The sequence below is a fragment of the Spirosoma gilvum genome, assembly GCF_054776815.1.
Genome location: NZ_BAAHBH010000002.1, coordinates 54426 through 73640, shown reverse-complemented (window position 1 = coordinate 73640; position 19215 = coordinate 54426). Strand labels below are relative to the sequence as shown.

Genomic DNA, 19215 nt, shown 5'->3' with positions numbered 1-19215 from the left:
TTCTTACCTGGGCACTTCAATTTTCTGCACTAGCTGAGCCACCACTTCATCGGCTGTGCCGCCTTCCATTTCGCGTTCGGGAGTGAGCAGTACGCGGTGGCGTAATACGGGTGCGGCTAGTTCCTGCACATCTTCGGGTGTGATAAAATCACGGCCACGCAAGGTAGCCAGGGCTTTAGCACTATTCAATAAGGCTACCGAAGCACGGGGAGAGGCTCCCAAATACAATGATTTGTTCGCCCTGGTAGCCTGCACAATCTGCGCGATATAATCGAACAGTTTGTCTTCTACATGCACCTGATGCACCTGACTGCGCAACGTTGCCAGTTGGTCGGCAGTCAGAACGGCGTTCACAGCCTCAATAGCATTAGCCAGATTCCTGCGCTCATGATGGCCACGTAGAATGTCTACTTCCTCGGTTACGGTCGGATAATTTACGACGACCTTAAATAGGAAACGGTCAAGCTGAGCCTCCGGGAGTCGGTATGTCCCCTCCTGTTCAATTGGATTTTGCGTAGCCAGTACCATAAACGGCTCTTCGAGTAAATACGTTGTTCCGTCGTTGGTCACCTGCCGTTCTTCCATCACCTCAAACAAAGCCGCCTGCGTTTTGGCGGGTGCCCGGTTTATCTCGTCAATTAGCACCAGATTAGAGAAAATGGGGCCTTGCCGAAACATAAAATCGCTGGTTTTGGGCATAAACACCGATGTGCCGAGTACATCAGATGGCATCAGGTCGGGCGTAAACTGTATCCGGCTGAAGCCTACCGACATGGTTTTGGCCAACAGTTTAGCCGTTAATGTTTTAGCTACGCCCGGTACACCTTCAATCAGAACGTGTCCATCGGCCAGCAATGCCGTAAGCAATAGGTCAACAGTCTGGTGCTGTCCAACAATTACTTTACCAACCTCAGCCCGAATGGCGTCAACGGCTGTTTTAAGGGGAGTCAGGTCTAAGCGGGAATCGAATGTGTCCATAGGATTGTCTGAACCGGGATTTATGTGATTTAACTGACCGACCTTGATTGGCTTTTACAGAAAGCCTTGTTACAAAATCAAAGTCGGTCAGTTAAATCACATAAATCCCGGTTCTGATTGTTTAAATTTTTCTATTGCCCTATTCAGCGTTAGCAGATCGAACTCGGAGAGTGAAATACTCTTCTGTGCGTTGCGCAGCAGCATCACTAACTCCGACGTTTCGACTAACGACGCGCCACTTTTCCGGGCCAGTGTGTCCGTAAATTCTTTATCTAAAACGGTTGTATTGAGGCCGTACCGTTCGCGAATATCAGCCAGAAAATACTGAATTTTCTTCCGGGCAAGGTTATCGTGATCGCCCTGCTGAAAAAACATACGCCCAACGGTCTTCACAAAATCGAGCGATGTATTTTGCGGTGTTTCTACCACCGGAATGATTCGTTGGGTACGTTTCCCCGCGAAGATGGCGTAGAACAATACACCGATCAGAACAAGATAATACGCCCAGTTTAAGGCTGGTTGTGAGCGAATGTACCGAAAAATCGATTGTTGATCTTCGTTAAAACGCCCTTGTTTCTGATACTCATCCCAATACGTTTGCCGGGTGGGCAAGTATGAAAAAGCCTTAAATGCATAATCGGATGTCTTTGTATCGAGCACGTAATAATTGGTAAAAGCGAGGGGTAGGTTATGAATAAATACCTGCCCTTTCCCATATTGTACCCGAATAAAAACGGGCTCTTTCCGAGCATTGCGACCGAGTACGGTTATATTCTTCGGTTTCTGAATTTTCAGAAAATTGCGGCCGTCGTCATGAAAGAAATTGTACCCGATTTTCTTTTGCAGTTGAGGATTGACCAGATTCTGGCGCAATGTTGTATCGGCCTCATTTTGCTTTTTCACATCGGCTTTGAACCCAAGCTTTTCACCAAACGAATCAGGGATATCATAGGCTGATACAAATAGGGCATTCCCTCGTTTGACATAGTCAAGAAGCCGTATTTGCTCGATACTATCAGCCCGGAACTCCTGGCAAATGAACACGTAGTTGCTCAGACCAGAGAACTTATTTTCATCCAGAAAATTATAAATGGGTAGGCGCACTGTCTGGATCGCCGACTGTGGCAGCGCATCTGGCAGCAACTCAAACAAAGCCTGGGTGCCAAACGGAATCTTGTCGTCATTCTGATAGGTTGGTGACCAGTCGATGGGTTTCGGGCGATAATACTCAAAGAGCATATACGCCACCACTGTCGTCAACAGAATCAGTAGGTATTTATTCGGTTTTCGCAAGGTGTGGTTACGGGATAGAATTTATGGGTTTGGATAGCGGAGCCTGGTTAAACTGCCTAAATTGATTTTGTATCGCGTTAAACCGATGCTCATCAACCGGAAAATCGCCATACCAGACAAATTCGAACTGCCGCGTCAGCGTCTCAAATTCAGGTTGTAAAGGCGAATTGATTAGCTCAGCTACATACTGCCGATTCGTTTTATCTGGTTTATACTGCACGCGCCCGGCATCGGTCAGTCGCTTAAGTGTTTGCAGATAAAGTAGTCGAACAGAGAGCCGGAAATTTCGGGCAGCGACCGCTTCCTCAATGGCCGTTTTGAAATCAATTTCATTAATATTTTCGGCCAGATTCTCATAATCCAGCCCGCCCGATTGTGCCTTTTTAGGAAATAGGAAACCCAGCACTTCAGCCTTCATCAGCAGATAGATAACAAAACAGGCAATAACCGCCAGAATCACATACTGCCAGACATTCTGATACGCTTTGCTGGAAAGAAACTGCGCCAGTTTTCGAAAAAGCCAGTTGAAAAAGCGAGCAATCGGATTTTCGGGTGGTGGTGCATCGTTGCCATACTGGTAATCGTGGTCGGTTTGTAAATCGCGCAGGTGGTCCGCTTCGGGGTATCGTACGCGTATGGTCGAACGGTCGTCGCGGGTGACAGCATTGGCCGATCCCGAGGTTGGCTTTTGCTGACTATATACCATCAACGGACTTGCTGTCAGGCCTAAAAAAATAACACAGCCCAAGCACCATAAACGGCCTACCTGCAAAATTGACCGATCAGCCGAAACCCGAAAGCTGAAAACTAAAAACCAACAATCAATACGTTCCTTCATCCGATGCTCGGGGCTGGGTTGGGCTTGTACCAATAGAATCGATAGCCGATAGCAATCCTCGGCCTTCCTGACGTTCCACTAAATTAGTATACTGAAAACCAATAGCCACGTAAATCAGGGCCCTAAGCAATGTACCGCCCACAGTTGCGATGACATTCCCCAGTACAACCCAGAAATTAGCCATATCGGGTAGCAGTCTCATTCCTGTCAGGACACCAATAACACCAGCCGGAATAGAAAACACCAGCCCAACAATTCCCGAAATAATGCCCATGACAATAATCAGCCCAAAGGTTGACCACCACTTATCCCGAATCAGGACGAAGCATCGGTTCCAGGTTTGGCTAAAGTCGGTGTCTTCGAAGGTGGTGACTACCAGAGCCAACGACAGCACAATACCGACATAAACGCCCGGAATGACCAACAGTAAAGTGGCCACAAAGGTGATAATTGCGCTCAGAACGCTAATCAGAACACCCCGGCCGATCAATGGCTGCATTTCTTCCCATACCTCCGTAACGCTAATATCAACTAAACCGGAAGGGCTTATTGGAGCATTGGGGTCAGTCTTACGGGCGTACACTTTCATGTGAGCGTACGTAGCTAAACTAACCGCTAAAATGGCCAGCAGACTAAACAAAATAGAAATACCAAAGGCTGGTGATAAGATCGCCCCTATCATTTGAAAAGGGAGCGCAGGATCATCAGACGAATCGCCATTTCGGGATAAGCCAGCCAGATCAAAAATATTCGACTGCATCACCCCCGAAGCAATGCCAGCTATCAACGCCACTGGCCCGACGATGTAAAGGAGCGCTAATCCCAGACTGCGAAAATTCTGGGTAATATATTGAAACGTTATGTTGATCTTATCGCCAAAATCACGTTGTTGAAAAAGCTGAATCATGATCGAAGTTTACGGTTTAGGTGAATTGGATAATACACAAAATACCAACCAATGAAAGCGGCCGAAATAAGAATAATTCCGCCACTAACCACCGGAGGCAGCGTCAGTCGGGTAATAAAGCTTTCGAGAAAGCCAGCCGTGATAAAAATAGGAACCAGTCCAATAGCTATTTTAAGCCCTTGTTTAACGCCCCGTTTAAACGATGCCAGTCGCGAATACGTACCGGGAAACAACAGACTGTTGCCTACCGTCAGTCCAGCACAGCCCGCAATCACGATGGCTGAAATTTCGAGCGTACCATGAATCCAGATTTTCAGAATCGAATCGAGCAGAAGGCCGCGCTCGTAGAAGAAATACTGAAATGACCCAAGCATCACGCCATTATAAAACAACATGGTGATGGTACCAACCGACGCAAACAGTCCAAAGATAAACGTGCGGAAGGCTACGAAAATGTTGTTCATCGTAATCTGCACAAACATCGTAGCCTGACCGCTGCTGTTGTACACACCCAACGGATCGCCTTTTTTAATATTTTCGAGGGTCATATTCACATACCCATCCCCCAGAATGAGCCGCACAAACGTATTATCGTGTGCCGCCGAAACCCAACCTAGTACACACGCCACCAGAAAAACTCCGGCAGCTAGCGCCAGCATCCGGTGCGACTGACGAAACAAAAGGGGCAGCTCATATTGCCAGAACAGCCGAAACCGGCTTCGATCGTCCCGCCGATTCTGCATCAATCCCCGGTGCATTTGCCCGGCCAATCCATTCAGGTAGCGCGTTACATTCGAGTTCGGGTAAAACGTTCGGGCGTAGGATAGATCATCTGTCAGTTCCACAAAACGATCGGTCAGTTCATCTGGATCGCGGGTCGGGTTCTGTTCGATGTCTCGCCACTTGTCGGAGTTGCGTTTAACGAAAAGGGCTTCACGCATAGAAAGTTGTTAGTCAATAGTCGCCGGTTGGCTGCGAAGTGTTAAATTAGTGAAGTTCCGCATGGCGACCAAGTTGGGGATTCGTTTTCTATGAAAAACTTTTTGCCGAAACGGTCGTAACTTACGACTTTTGACTGACGACTTAGCTATTTCCCCTTCATGGCTGTTGCGATTCGCACCTCCCAAAACGTTCTTCTGGAATACGAACCGGCCAGCATTGGCGAGCGGATTCTGGCAGCGCTGATGGATTATCTGGTGATTTTTGGCTGGCTTATCCTTACGCTATTTCTACCTACCTCGCTGGGCCTTCGCATCGGTAGCTTTTACAGCCTTTTTATTGCGCTACCTGCTATTTTTTACGACCTGCTTTGCGAATGGTTACTCAACGGCCGAAGCATTGGTAAGCTCGCCATGCGCATTCGGGTGGTTATGCTCGACGGCTCACCGCCGGGCATCGGTGCATATTTGATTCGCTGGCTTTTCCGAATTATTGAGTCGGGTGCCTTTTTAGGGGGTATCGTCCCCGTTATTACAATAGCTGCCAACGGGAAAGGACAACGCCTGGGCGACATTGCTGCCGGAACCACCGTTGTTCGGTTGAAACCCGCTGTTACGCTGGACGACGTAGTGATCAAACCCTTCACGGAGAACTACATTGTTCAGTTTCCTGACGTTCGACTGCTTTCCGATCATGATATTACCATCGTACGAAATGTAGTCCGGCAGGGCGATGAACCGCTTTTCCAGCGTACCGCCGACAAAATCAAGGCAGTGACCGGAATCCATAGCGACTTGGGAAACCGGGAGTTTCTGCTTACCGTTATCAATGATTACCAGTTTATAACAACACAGTAATGCGGCTGGAAACCCGCACTATGTTTACTAGACGGCTTTCCAGCCGCACGACTCATGCTTGACTCAATAAAATCGCTTGCCCGTCAATACGCAGCTGACATTGTTCAGACACGTCGACATTTACACGCTCATCCCGAACTATCTTTTCAGGAACGCAATACCGCCCGTTTTGTAGCCGATCAGTTAAAAGCCATTGGCATTACGCCCCAGGAAGGCGTTGCGGATACGGGTTTAGTAGCCCTGATCGAAGGCACAAAAGAATCAACTGGCAGTTCAAGAGTGGTCGGTTTACGGGCCGATATGGACGCTTTGCCCATCCACGAAGCCAATGATGTTCCCTACAAATCGACTGTCGATGGAGTAATGCATGCCTGCGGACACGATGTGCATACGGCCAGTCTGTTAGGGGTAGCGCGTATTCTGCATGTGTTGCGCGACCAGTTCGATGGAACGGTTAAGCTGGTTTTTCAGCCCGGCGAAGAAAAAGCGCCTGGTGGTGCATCACTAATGATCAAAGAGGGTGTATTAGAAAATCCGGCCCCTGTCAGTATGATTGGTCAACATGTAGCGCCTAACATTCCGGTTGGTAAAATCGGTTTTCGGGAAGGCATGTACATGGCCAGCACCGACGAGCTATACTTAACTGTACGGGGAAAAGGTGGCCATGCTGCCATGCCCGATAATCTGGTAGACCCGGTCCTGATCGCATCACATATTATCGTGGCCTTGCAGCAGGTCATAAGCCGAAACCGCCCTCCTGCCAGCCCGTCCGTACTATCGTTCGGTCGGTTCATTGCCGACGGCGTTACCAACGTGATTCCCAATGAGGTAACGATTCAGGGCACATTCCGTTGTATGAATGAAGAATGGCGGGCCGAAGGCAAACGACGCATGGTGAAGTTAGCCGAAGGTATTGCCGAAGCGATGGGAGGCTCCTGCGAATTTCAGATTGTTCACGGCTACCCTTACCTGAAAAACCATCCCGAACTGACCCGCCGTGTCCGATCGGAAGCCGTCGCCTATATGGGTGCCGAAAATGTGGTCGATCTTGATTTATGGATGGCCGGAGAAGATTTTGCGTTTTACTCGCAGGTAGTCGATTCCTGTTTTTACCGACTCGGCACCCGCAACGAAGCGCGTGGCATCATTTCGGGTGTCCATACGCCCACGTTCGACATCGATGAAGCGGCTCTGGAAACAGGGGCCGGGCTTATGAGCTGGTTAGCCGTTCAGGAATTGTCGATCATGTAAATTTCATTTTTGGAAATATTATTTCAGATATGGAATAATATTTCTTTCATATCTGTTAGTTAGATGGTCATTATAACGAAAGGAATTTTAACTCGTTTCGGCCTTGAGCATCCTGATGTAGCCGACGCCCTGAATAGTTGGTATGAGCTAGTGAATACAGCTGATTGGAGCAATTTAGCCGACGTGCGCCAAACATTTAACTCTGTTGATTATGTCAAAAATGAGCGATATGTATTTAATATCAAAGGGAATCAGTATCGCATTGTTGCCATGATATTTTTTAATAAACGAACTGTTTTCATTCGGTTTATAGGCACACACGCGGAGTATGACAAAATAAATTGCAGCATGATATGAAACCAATAAGCAATCAGGAAGAATACAATACTTTACTAACAGAAATTGAAAAGTATCTTCAGAAAGTTACGGAATATGGAAGCTTTGATAGCCTGACATCACCAGAGGCTGATAAATTACATCAACTTTCGTTGCTAGTCGAGGCCTATGAAAAGAGTATTCCGCTTATGCCAATCCGTAAACCCGAAACTTTACCGGGAATGATTCAAGTTAAAATGGCCGAGCGAAACCTGAAGCAGAAGGATATGGCTAAGCTTTTAGGCGTTTCAACAGCCCGTTTGTCAGAGGTAATGAACGGTAAACGACGCATTACCATTGACTTAGCGAAGAAACTTTACGAGCGATTGGATATAAGCCCAGAGTTTATTTTAAAAATGGCGTAACCTGGCAAAGTCTAAAACTTCTGTTATCGTTACTGGACAGATTCTTATTCCATCCGTATGGAAGTCAACCTCATTTCATCCTGAAAACTCTATCCCCAAATAGCACAAACCATTCCTTGATTGTTATACATTTGTAATTCCTTAATACGTTCTACCTGAAAGACTAATTGTTATAACCTATGAACAGAAGAGATGCCCTCATGCGAGTGGCCGCGCTGGCAGGTGCAACCTTGTCGTTGCCAGCTATGGCCGATACGCTTGAAGCCTCCGCCACTCGACGCGCCCTTACCGGCAAACCTGTCTTCTTTACGGCCGATCAGGACGCTACCGTCGCTGAGCTGGCCGATACCATTATTCCAACAACCAGCACGCCCGGTGCCAAAGCAGCTAAGGTGAACGAAATCATCGATGTCATCCTGAAAGACTGCTATAAGGCTGATGACCAGCAACGTTTCATAGAAGGACTGGCCCAAACCAATAAATGGAGCCAGGAAGCCTATGGCAAAGCGTTTGTGCAACTCGATCCAGCCCAGCGTATTGAGATCGTAAAAAAACTCGAAGCAGACGATAAAGCCCAAAAGGCACAAATGGCTCCTGCCAAATCGGTTGCCAAAGTGGAAAACTCTCAGGCCGATCTGCAAATGCCTAACGCCAAAAAACGCTATACGCCGTTCTACTCAATTCTGAAGGATTTAACCTTAACTGGCTATTTCACCTCCGAAATCGGCTGCACGCAAGCGCTTGAGTACGTACCCGTTCCTGGTCGCTATGATGGCTGTGTTACGCTCAAACCTGGCCAAAAGGCGTGGGCAATCTAAATTATAGTATTAGGAGCGAGGAGTGAGGAGTGAGAATGCTCCGCAGAATGAGGTTGCGCCAGCTATTCTCACTCCTCACTCCTCGCTCCTCACTCCTTAACAAAGACATGAATCTCAATATAGACGCAAAAAAAGATATGACCTACGACGCTATCGTTGTAGGATCGGGCATTTCGGGTGGCTGGGCTGCTAAAGAGTTGACTCGGCTAGGCTTAAAAGTACTCATGCTGGAACGGGGCCGCGATGTAAAACACATTGAAGGTTACCCGACGGCTATGAATAATCCCTGGGAGTTTCCGCACCGGGGCCGTATCACCACCATGGCGGCAGAAGAGTACTGGGCCAATATGCGGACGGGCTACACCGCCAACGAAGAATGGCGGCACTTTTTCGAGAACGATAAAGAAAACCCGTACCTGGAAAAACCAAACCGCAAAGTTGACTGGATACGCGGGTATCACGTGGGTGGTCGTTCACTGATGTGGGGTCGCCAAAGCTATCGCTGGAATAAGGAAGACTTCATGGCGAATGGAAAAGAAGGCATCGGTGTCGACTGGCCGATTCGCTACGAAGACCTGGCTCCCTGGTATAGTCATGTTGAAACGTTTGTAGGGGTTTCGGGTAATAAGGATGGCATTGACGTGCTGCCAGATGGCAACTTCCTGCCACCTATGCAGCTTAACTGTCTGGAGCGTGAAGCGAAAAAACGGATCGAAAAAGCGTTCCCAAAGCGGCTCGTAACTATTGGCCGTACTGCCCACCTGACCCAACCCCAAAAATGGCATACCGATCTGGGCCGGGCTGCTTGCCAGTTCCGCAATCAGTGTATGCGTGGCTGCCCATACGGCGCTTACTTCAGTACTCAGTCGGCCACCTTGCCAGCAGCGATGAAAACCGGCCGGTTGACGCTTCGCCCTGACTCCATTGTATCAGAGGTACTATACGACGAGAAAAAAGGGAAAGCAACCGGCGTCCGGGTGATTGACCAGAACACTAAAGAGGTTCGTGAATACTACTCCCGGATTATCTTCCTGAATGCATCAGCATTTGCCAGTACGTCGATCCTGATGAACTCCAAGTCGCACCGGTTCCCCAACGGGATGGGTAATGACTCGGATCAGCTTGGCCGCAACATCATGGACCACCACCTGGCTGCGGGTGCTGCGGGTAGCTTCGAAGGGATGGAAGACCAATACTACTTCGGTCGTCGGGCTAATGGAGTCTACATTCCTCGGTACCGTAACTGGAATGGCGATAAGCGCGACTACGTTCGTGGCTTTGGCTACCAGGGTGGCGCTGGCCGGGGAGGCTGGGGTCGTGGTAACGGCATGGAAGGTTTCGGCGCTGACTTCAAAGACAGTCTGACCAAACCCGGCCCCTGGACAATGAGCCTGGGTGGATTTGGTGAAATGATTGCCGATCCGAACAACCGCATGACGCTGTCGCCCGACCAGAAAGACAAATGGGGTCTGCCTGTGATTGTTTTCGACGCAGCTTATGGCGAAAACGAGAAGAAAATGCGGATCGATATGATGAACGATGCCGCCGAAATGCTGGAAGCAGCTGGTTTCAAAAACGTGACGCCTTATAACGATACAACCAAAAACCCAGGTATCGGTATTCACGAAATGGGCACAGCCCGGATGGGCCGTGATCCTAAAACATCGATTTTGAACGCCCATAACCAGATTCATACGGTTAAAAACGTCTTCAATACCGATGGTGCCTGCATGGCCTCTGCATCCTGTGTGAACCCTTCACTCACCTATATGGCGTTGACCGCCCGTGCGGCCGATTTCGCGGTGAAAGAGATGAAGAAAGGCAATTTGTAATTATTGAAAATTCGATTCTAAAAGCAGGAAGAACGTTCTTCCTGCTTTTTTTATGCAGTAATGATCATTTTTTTAATCAAAAATTAAAACAACCTGCTATTAGTATAGTTATACCATAGAATATCAAGCAATAATGAAACTCAACGATGAAAAAAGCAATGCTAATGGGATGTATGCTGGTAGCCGGTATCGCCCTAAGTGCAAATGCACAATCAACCAATACAACGACCAATACGAATGCAGGTACTACGGGCACATCCCCAACTACGGGAACCCGAACTAACTCAGGTACGTATCAATCACAACCGACAACCGGAACCACGAATTCGACAAATCCGGCAACGAATACAAATATGAGTACGTACCCTACTCAGCCAACGACGCCAACCGGAGTTAATCAGCCGCCGACAGGTACCTATCAAACGCAACCTCAAACGGGTATCAATACCCCAACAACGGGCACAACTCCAACAACGGGTACAGGTACAACCTATAGCACGGGTACCGGTTCGATGACCAATGGCTCGACCACGACGACTGATCCACAGGGCACGATGGGTACTACCGATCGGTTGAATAACGGAACAACCACAAATGGTTCAACCCGTACCCGAAGTGGTACCATGACATCGCCAACAACAACGCGGCCTGGCTCACGAACAAATAGGTAGTAGAATACCCGAGTCGACGGCGTCAGTTACTGATTACGCTCGGCAAACTAATAGCCGTTATCCAACGAAGTAGGTAACTTTGCGAAGTTGCCTACTTTTTTTATGCCTACTACCGCCGAGTTGATTAGCCTACATGACCTCACCGTTCGTCGAGGTGGCCAGCCTGTTTTAACTGATTTAACCTTTACGCTCCGTTCGGGCGAATGCTGGGTAGTTGTTGGCCCAACGGGTAGTGGTAAAACGACATTGTTACAGACACTGGCTGGGCAATTCCACGCTCCGCCCGGTGCCTTAGTGCGTCAGGGCCGTACGGAGTTCGTTTCATTTAAAGAAGAATCAAGCCGCTTTTCCTACAGTAGTTATTTCTACCAGCAACGCTATCAGGCGACCATGAGCGATGAAGGTACGGATGGCGGGTATACCTCTACGCCAACCCTACGCGATTTCTTACAACTAACTGATAGTGAGGAGTCCGATGCGCTGGTCGACCGGCTGGGTTTATCCCCATTGCTCAACCGCTCATTTATTAAGTTATCCAATGGACAAACCCGCAAGGCCCGCATTGGCAGAGCATTACTTAAACACCCGTCCGTTTTACTGTTAGATAACCCGTTTGTTGGACTCGATGCCATTTTCAGAGCCGAACTGACCGATTGGCTGGGCGAACTCACCAACCATGGCTTAACGCTTGTGCTCGTCAAAGAGCCCGACGATATTCCTTCGTTTGTAACTCATGTGGCCGTATTGGAGAAAGGGAGAATTACGTGGGCAGGCCCAAAGGAAACCTACCAGTATACTCCCCCTGCCAACCTATTGGCAACACCGCCCGTTTTACAGACCCCTGCTCCCAACGTGGATTTTGACGAAGCCTTCCGCCTTTGTGATGTCACGGTTCGTTATGGCGACACCCTTATCCTGAATCATATCGACTGGGCGGTTCGGGTTGGTGAACGGTGGGGCCTGTTTGGCCGAAACGGTGCTGGTAAATCAGTATTGCTAAGCTTACTTTATGGCGATCACCCCCAGGCGTACTCAAACGACGTACGTGTTTTTGGCCGTCGGCGAGGCAAGTCGGGCGAAAGTATCTGGGATGTCAAACGACGAATCGGCTTTATCTCTCCCGAACTGCATCTCTATTTTCCGCAGGGATTGTCAGCCCGTCAGGTAGCGCTTACCGGCCTGACAGATACATTAACACCACCCAGCAAGGTTCCGCCCGATTCTGAAGCCGACTTGCGTATGTTATTTGATTATTTTGATCTGTCAACCCTCATCAATCGACCGTTTGGCACTTTATCGGCGGGCGAGCAGCGATTGGTTTTGCTGATCAGAGCCTTTCTGAAAAATGCGCCTGTTTTGCTGCTGGATGAACCTTTCCAAGCCATCGACGACAACCACGTCCAGTTGGCAAGGCAGTTAATTGATAGTTTTACCAACAAAACTATTCTATTCGTCACTCACGATCAACGGGAGCTTCCTGGCAGCATAAATCAATTGTTCTCTATCAACCTTACCCCACTTTTATAGCGTTAAAAAGGTCCTTAACGATTTATATAAACGTCAAGTATCTTATTCCAGCTATATTTATTCTGACCCTGCTAGTTTAGAATTAAAAAAGCCCCTATGTTGGCATGGTTTATGAGGAAAAACCTGGGCCGGTCATATGTAATCCTTTACGTACCATTTACTCACAAAATAGGTAAACCCATCTACTAAATACCTCAATCAACCGAGTTCATTTACTAAAAAAAGGGCTTGGCATGAAATTCGTCTTGTTTCTCAACAAGCGAGATTCATTGATGAGGCAACGACTACTTCACATATTTACTGAAAGGTATGGATGGCTAATGGCTTGGCTATTGCTTTGGCCAAACCTCGTAGCCGTGGCAAATTCCTACATGCCTGGGGATACCTGTCAGCACCCTGAGCCGCCCGTAATTGTTGGTTCTGCCAAAGCAATCTGTCGTAATGAGGTGGTTTCCCTAACAGCAACCGGATGTACGGGAACTGTTATCTGGTCGAATGGCGATACAGGTCCAACAATCTCCGTAAAACCGCAACAGACGACTAAATATACCGCTATTTGTCGGGCAAAACCGGGTTGTATCAGTTGTTTCGCTGACGTCTGGAAAATTACGGTAAATACACCCGAACCTCCGACGATAACAGCCTCGTCAAAACTTATTTGTCCGAACGAAACTGTCACCTTAACGGCGGCTAATTGCCAGGGAACTATTCATTGGGTCAACCAGGATGGAGTCGAACAAAGCGTAGGGAAAACCTGGACAACGACTTTACAAACGACAACAGTTTTCCGGGCTACCTGCGAACAAACGAGTTGTACGAGTAATCCATCTATCCCACTTGCAGTACAGGTCTCTTCCCCACAAACTCCAGTTATTTCAGCCGACAAACGTGACATTTGTGCTGGCCAGCCTGTCCGTCTGGCAGCCTCGGGATGCCTAGGAACCGTTCGATGGACGGATGGGATCGAAGGCTTAGTCAGGACGGTAAACCCAACTCAATCCATAAATTATCGGGCTGTTTGTCAGATTGGCTCGTGCCGGAGCGATAGCTCTCAAACCGTTTCGATAACCGTTCGCTCGGTCAGTATCCCCTTAAATTTGCAGGCAAACCTGGCTAATAGCTGCCCATTTCAGACGGCCGATCTTTCGAGGGCGATTACGGATAAAAATACATCCATTCAGCATTATGAATTCCGAACAGGACCATCGCTACAAGCCGAATCCGTTCAATCACCGGGGGCTGTGCTGGCAGGTACTTACTATATTTTCGGACGAACAGCCGATGGGTGTTATACTGAGCCGGTAGCAATTACCGTAACGAATCAGCCTTGTCAAAATGGAATTGCTCCTTGCCTAAGTAATCCAGCCTCTGTGGCAATCCGGCTCGACTCTCTCAATTGGACGAAAGGCATTGTTCGTTTGACAGCCCAGTTGGGAGGCTCTGCTACCAAACCCGTCTGGCAAAGCGATGGCGGAGGACTGTTTACCAGTTCAGGCGTCGACGCCCGCTATCTATTTTCCGAAGCAGATCGACAACGGGGCAGTACGCTATTTACTTTAACCATCGCTGATCCAGATGGCGATGGCCCCTGTACGGGTGCGTCAGCCCAAAAGTTGGTGACCGCTCCATCACGGGAAATTGTAGGGCTCAGTAAAAAAGTAGCTGAACCCATTTGGGTAACCGAAGGCCAAAAACGCCTGGTTGAACTTACTTACCTCTTTACAATCGCCAATCTGGGAGGCCATGAGCTAACGACTATCCAATTGGCCGATGACCTGGATGCGGCCTTTACAAGTGCCAGTGCTAAAATTCAGTCAGTTAGCGTTCGTGCCGATAGTGGACTGGTCGTAAATAAGACATACACCGGACAGGGAGTCGACACAACTTTACTGGTGGTCGGAACATTGCCGACAGGCAAACAGGCTCATGCCTGGCTCACTGTTCGTCTCGATGTCAGTCAGGCAAATACCCTGACATTTGTTAATAAAGCAACTGTACAGGCAGTTGATGTAACCGGTGGTATTTGCCGGGACCGTTCTACCAACGGCATTGAAACCGATCCTGACCAAAATGGCAACCCTGCGGATAACGATGACCCGACGGTGGTAACGTTGCACTCCGTACGGGGTGAAGAATATTCAAGTATTTTTATTCCCGAAGGTTTTTCACCTAACGGCGACGGAATAAATGATTTGTTTGTTATTCAACATGTACCGACTGATGTAACCCTGCAAGTAGAAATCTACAACCGATGGGGGCACCTGGTTTACCAAAATTTAAATTACAAAAATGACTGGGACGGTACGTCCAACCAGGGAGCCAAAACAGCAGGTGCTCAACAGGGTTTGCCCGACGGTACCTATTACTATCAGATTCGACTCAGCGATGGGCGCGAATTTGTTCGATTCCTGACCTTAGTAAGATAACTTTTATAGCAATGATTTCTGGCCAATTTCGTTTGTCGTAGGGAGAAAGTGTAGTTGGCCGTAGGGAGTAATACCAATGAGTAAAAAGTGGATCGCATGGATCTTGGGCGGATTACTGTGGCTAAGTGGCTTACCAGCCTGGGCACAGGTAGATTCGCTGCTGCAGCAGGCCGACCGCCTGCTCAGCTATAAAGCATATGGCCGAGCCATAGAGGCCTACTCGCAGCTATTGAGCGAGCAGGCCGATCAGCTCACGCCCGTTCAAAAAGCAACCGTTCAGAGTCAGTTGGCGAATGCCTATCGTCAGGTTGGCGATGGCCCAAAAGCTGAACGATACTATCGGGACGCCTTAGCTAATACGCCTGCCCCAAACCCTCAACTGCTCCTGCTTTTCGCCCAGACATTGGTTGGCAATGGCAAATTCCAGGAAGGGCAGAAAATGTTTGAGCAATACGAACAACTCAAAGAAAAACAGCCTGCCCGCACGGCCCTTACTTCTTCCACCACAGATGGTGCTTCGGCAGGCCCCCGCAAAGAACCGGTTAAATACCGACTGGAGTATCTGGACTTCAATACATCGGGAGAAGAGTTCAGTCCAGCATATTATCAGGACGGTCTTGTCTATGTAGCCGGTAAAAAAGGAGGATCGGCCATCGAAACCACCGGCAGTGGTGGTGGCGCAGGGTACCTTGACCTCTTTTATTTACCCAATCGCAACAATCTGAAAGTTAACAGTATTCTGAATGCCGACGGGACAACCAGCCGCCCTGTCAATACCTCCACCAGAAATGATCGTACTAGCGCGAGTTATAGCCGACAAACGCCAAACGACTCCCCCACCATACCCAATTTTGGTCAGGGCATTAATATTTCGGAAGGCCTAGGCTATGCAGCCAATGTGAGTTCGCAGAATGTATCGAAGCGCTTCAGCCAGACGCTCAACACCAAATACCACGAAGGGCCAGCCACGTTTTCTCACGACGGCACGCAGATCATTTTTACCCGAAACAATTACAATAACGGTCGGGCAAGTAAGAGTTCGGAAGGAGTCAATAAGCTTAAATTGTATACAGCTATCCAGGAAAATGGCGCCTGGACCGATATTGTCGAATTGCCGTTCAACAGCGACGAATATTCCGTAGGGCATCCTACGCTGAACAAAAACGACGAACTGCTCTATTTTTCGTCCGACATGCCGGGTGGGTTCGGAGGCACGGATTTATACGTAACACGTTTCCAGAATGGGAAATGGAGCCGTCCGGTTAATCTGGGCAGTACCATCAACTCAAAAGGAAATGAATTATTTCCTTTTGCCGATGATGCGGGCAACCTGTATTTCGCTTCCGACGGCCGAAAAGGACTGGGAGGGCTGGACATTTATTACGCTACCTTGACGAACGGCATAACGGTTCAATCCATTGAGCACCTCGATGCGCCAATCAACTCCCCACAGGACGATTTCGGACTCATCACTGATGCCAATCGAAAAGGAGGTTATTTCAGCACAAATCGACGCGATGGCAGCGACGACATTTATCGGTTTGTCCGCGAAAGTTCTCTTTATGGGTGCCGCGACCTGACCATTCGTTTGTACGACACTTATACCGACCAGCCGTTAGACAGTGTCAGCGTATTGGTAAAATCAAGTGTTGAAGGGCGCCCAGACCAAACGTTGGTCAGTGATCAGAATGGCTTAGTCCGTATTTGTCTCCCCGGAAGTAGTTCGTTCATCTTCAAAGCCAGCCGCGATGGGTATATTAACAGTACCGTTGGCTTCACCACACGCTCATTGGTCGATGATCAGCCCAGTCGGCTCGAAATCGGCTTACTTAAGCCAACCGTTCCGGTCGATACAGTATCAGAAGCACAGGCTCAACCTTCTGCTGCCCTTACCCGTTCCCGCATTCAGGGGACGGTGGTCGGCGAACGGAACCGAAAGCCGATCGCGGGCGTAAAAGTTCGACTTCGCAACGAGTGCGATAACTCGGTTGTGGAATACGTGACCGGAGCCGATGGGCATTATTCATTCGATATTAATGAAGGCTGCGACTATACGTTAATTGCCTCAAAACCATCGTTTGGTACCAACACCAGCAAAATCAAAAAGATAACGCCAAAAGCAAAACCCAAAGAGTTGTCGGCCGACCTGAAGATGTTGAGTGTGGGCGACGTGGTTACCATCGATAATATTTATTACGACCTTGATCAATTCAGCCTCCGGCCCGATGCCATGCGCGAACTGGATAAAGTGGTAGCTACCATGCGCAAATACCCATCGCTTATCATTGAAATCCGGTCGCATACCGACAGCCGGGGCGATGCCGAACGGAACAAAGCTTTATCGCTGGAACGGGCCAAACAGGTAGCCGACTACTTGGTCTCGAAAGGAATCAGCCGTCGGCGGATGGCCACATTGGGTATGGGCGAGTCGCAATTGGTCAACAACTGTACCGATGGGGTGATTTGTACCGAAGCCGAGCATCAGCGCAATCGCCGAACCGAATTTAAAGTCGTTGCCATCAAGTAAATGATGAATAATGGACAATGAATAATGAGCAATGGATAATTGAAACTTATTTTTACACTCATTGTCCATTAGTCATTACTCATTTGATTGCGTTCCCTACCTGTAAAATCAACATTGGTCTTCGAATCACGGAAAAACGGCCGGATGGTTTTCATAATCTCCAGTCCTGTTTTTATCCCGTAGCCTGGGGCGATGTGCTGGAAACAATTCCAGGCACTGAATTTAACTTCAGCCATAGTGGCCTACCCATTCCGGGTGATGCATCAACTAATCTATGCGTTCGGGCTTATAATCTGCTCAAAGCCGACTTCGATTTGCCGCCGGTGCAGATGCATTTGCACAAGATTGTTCCAATTGGCGCAGGTTTAGGTGGGGGATCGGCCGATGCGGCTTTTACGCTAAAATTGTTGAATGATCAGTTTCATTTAGGATTAAGCATCCAGCAGCTAGAGGATTATGCCCGTCAATTAGGGAGTGACTGTGCCTTTTTCATTCAAAATCGCCCCCAGTATTGTCTTGAAAAAGGCGATGTCTTTTCCGACATCCCGGTTGATCTGACGGGCTATTATATCCTGCTGGTTTACCCGAATCTGGCCATTTCTACGGCCGAAGCCTACGCGGGTGTTCGCCCACATCAACCCGAAGCTCCTTTGTTGGATCAATTGCAGGCCCCAATCGATACCTGGCGGGCTACTATTCACAACGATTTTGAAGATAGTCTGTTTCCCCGTTATCCGGTTTTAGCCGACATAAAGCAGCAACTCTATACAGCAGGGGCGGTGTATGCCAGCATGAGTGGGTCGGGTTCGACCGTGTACGGCATTTTTAATGCGCCTATTCCAACACCAGACCAATTTCAGGAATACAACGTTTGGCAAGGGAAATTATAAATCCCTTTCAGTCGTTACTATTTTAACGACTATTGATTAACAACCTCAGTTACCATGAGCAACTTCGTGACCAAACGGCGCGAGCCGTCCCGTTTTATGGTCTGGCTGGGCATCGCCAGCAGTACGATGCTCTTCACGATGTTGTTGGTTACCTATGTCGTTCGGAGAACCGCATCAGATTGGGCCAATGTAAGGCTCCCAGTCGTCTTTTTAGTTAGTACAGCCGTTATTTTACTGAGTAGTCTAACGCTTAACAATGCCAAACAAGCGTTCTGGCACGAGCGGTTTGAGAGTTACCGAACCAATCTGGCGACTACACTGGGACTAGGTATTCTGTTTATGCTACTCCAGGGCTGGGGCTGGCGCGATCTGTTCAGAGCCGGAGTTGGTCTGGAAGGAAACCCAGCCGGCGGGTTCATTTATATCATTTCGGGCCTGCATCTGCTTCATATTCTGGTGGGCCTGATTTTTCTGGGCATTGTGCTGGGCGAAGCTTTACTCCGTCGGCCATACGTTGATTCCTTCGTCTACAGTGTGAATCCGCCTAATCGACTCAAAATCAAACTCATTGCGCTGTATTGGCATTTTGTAGATGTTCTTTGGCTGGGCTTATTTCTGTTTCTTCTTGTCCATCACGGCATCGATTGGCAACTACTCATAGGGCGTTAGCTAATTTTGAGGCTTTATATCGTTATTTGTAGTAGAATAAGCAGCTAAAAAC

Annotated in this window: 17 protein-coding genes; 12 read left to right on the top strand and 5 right to left on the bottom strand. The window is 48.5% G+C overall.

The features are described from left to right. Nucleotides 1–3 precede the first annotated feature (3 nt). The 5 genes from ACYVFD_RS05080 to ACYVFD_RS05060 form a co-directional block, all read right to left on the bottom strand. A complete protein-coding gene (locus ACYVFD_RS05080; protein ID WP_461088689.1) occupies nucleotides 4–978 on the bottom strand; it encodes an AAA family ATPase in 975 nt (324 codons plus the stop codon). A 96-nt stretch (nucleotides 979–1074) separates the two neighbouring features. Continuing rightward, entirely contained in the window at nucleotides 1075–2271 is a 1197-nt protein-coding gene (locus ACYVFD_RS05075; protein ID WP_461088688.1) for a DUF4350 domain-containing protein, read from the bottom strand. 7 nt (nucleotides 2272–2278) lie between these two features. Continuing rightward, nucleotides 2279–3109, bottom strand: coding sequence for a DUF4129 domain-containing protein (locus tag ACYVFD_RS05070; protein WP_461088687.1), 831 nt, complete (start codon nucleotides 3107–3109; stop codon nucleotides 2279–2281). Beyond that, the gene (locus tag ACYVFD_RS05065) at nucleotides 3093–4016 is read right to left on the bottom strand and encodes a hypothetical protein (protein ID WP_461088686.1); all 924 of its coding nucleotides are present in this window, start codon (nucleotides 4014–4016) and stop codon (nucleotides 3093–3095) included. Before ACYVFD_RS05065 ends, ACYVFD_RS05070 begins: the two co-directional genes overlap by 17 nt. Further along, the gene (locus ACYVFD_RS05060) at nucleotides 4013–4957 is read right to left on the bottom strand and encodes a stage II sporulation protein M (protein WP_461088685.1); all 945 of its coding nucleotides are present in this window, start codon (nucleotides 4955–4957) and stop codon (nucleotides 4013–4015) included. The genes ACYVFD_RS05065 and ACYVFD_RS05060 overlap by 4 nt, the downstream gene beginning before the upstream one ends. A 159-nt stretch (nucleotides 4958–5116) precedes the next feature. On the opposite strand from ACYVFD_RS05060, the gene ACYVFD_RS05055 reads away from it, so the two are divergent. The 12 genes from ACYVFD_RS05055 (at nucleotide 5117) to ACYVFD_RS05000 (ending at nucleotide 19163) form a co-directional block, all read left to right on the top strand. Continuing rightward, entirely contained in the window at nucleotides 5117–5812 is a 696-nt protein-coding gene (locus ACYVFD_RS05055; protein ID WP_461088684.1) for an RDD family protein, read from the top strand. 54 nt (nucleotides 5813–5866) lie between these two features. Continuing rightward, on the top strand, nucleotides 5867–7063 hold the full coding sequence (locus tag ACYVFD_RS05050; RefSeq protein WP_461088683.1) for a M20 metallopeptidase family protein: 1197 nt from the start codon (nucleotides 5867–5869) through the stop codon (nucleotides 7061–7063). A 63-nt stretch (nucleotides 7064–7126) separates the two neighbouring features. After that, entirely contained in the window at nucleotides 7127–7420 is a 294-nt protein-coding gene (locus ACYVFD_RS05045; RefSeq protein WP_461088682.1) for a type II toxin-antitoxin system HigB family toxin, read from the top strand. Further along, complete coding sequence (locus ACYVFD_RS05040) at nucleotides 7417–7803, top strand: helix-turn-helix domain-containing protein (RefSeq protein ID WP_461088681.1); 387 nt, start codon at nucleotides 7417–7419, stop codon at nucleotides 7801–7803. The genes ACYVFD_RS05045 and ACYVFD_RS05040 overlap by 4 nt, the downstream gene beginning before the upstream one ends. Before the next feature lie 179 nt (nucleotides 7804–7982). Then, entirely contained in the window at nucleotides 7983–8621 is a 639-nt protein-coding gene (locus ACYVFD_RS05035; RefSeq protein ID WP_461088680.1) for a gluconate 2-dehydrogenase subunit 3 family protein, read from the top strand. 107 nt (nucleotides 8622–8728) lie between these two features. Next, entirely contained in the window at nucleotides 8729–10453 is a 1725-nt protein-coding gene (locus ACYVFD_RS05030) for a GMC oxidoreductase (protein WP_461088679.1), read from the top strand. Between the two features lie 146 nt (nucleotides 10454–10599). After that, nucleotides 10600–11124, top strand: coding sequence for a hypothetical protein (locus ACYVFD_RS05025; protein WP_461088678.1), 525 nt, complete (start codon nucleotides 10600–10602; stop codon nucleotides 11122–11124). A 102-nt stretch (nucleotides 11125–11226) separates the two neighbouring features. Continuing rightward, entirely contained in the window at nucleotides 11227–12651 is a 1425-nt protein-coding gene (locus tag ACYVFD_RS05020) for an ATP-binding cassette domain-containing protein (protein WP_461088677.1), read from the top strand. Nucleotides 12652–13007: 356 nt separating this feature from the next. Next, on the top strand, nucleotides 13008–15077 hold the full coding sequence (locus ACYVFD_RS05015; protein ID WP_461088676.1) for a gliding motility-associated C-terminal domain-containing protein: 2070 nt from the start codon (nucleotides 13008–13010) through the stop codon (nucleotides 15075–15077). A gap of 76 nt (nucleotides 15078–15153) precedes the next feature. After that, nucleotides 15154–17604, top strand: a complete 2451-nt coding sequence (locus tag ACYVFD_RS05010; RefSeq protein WP_461088675.1) for an OmpA family protein — start codon at nucleotides 15154–15156, stop codon at nucleotides 17602–17604. 83 nt (nucleotides 17605–17687) lie between these two features. Beyond that, nucleotides 17688–18494, top strand: coding sequence for a 4-(cytidine 5'-diphospho)-2-C-methyl-D-erythritol kinase (ispE, locus tag ACYVFD_RS05005; protein WP_461088674.1), 807 nt, complete (start codon nucleotides 17688–17690; stop codon nucleotides 18492–18494). 54 nt (nucleotides 18495–18548) lie between these two features. Continuing rightward, nucleotides 18549–19163, top strand: coding sequence for a cytochrome c oxidase subunit 3 (locus ACYVFD_RS05000; RefSeq protein ID WP_461088673.1), 615 nt, complete (start codon nucleotides 18549–18551; stop codon nucleotides 19161–19163). The last annotated feature ends 52 nt before the right edge of the window (nucleotides 19164–19215 follow it).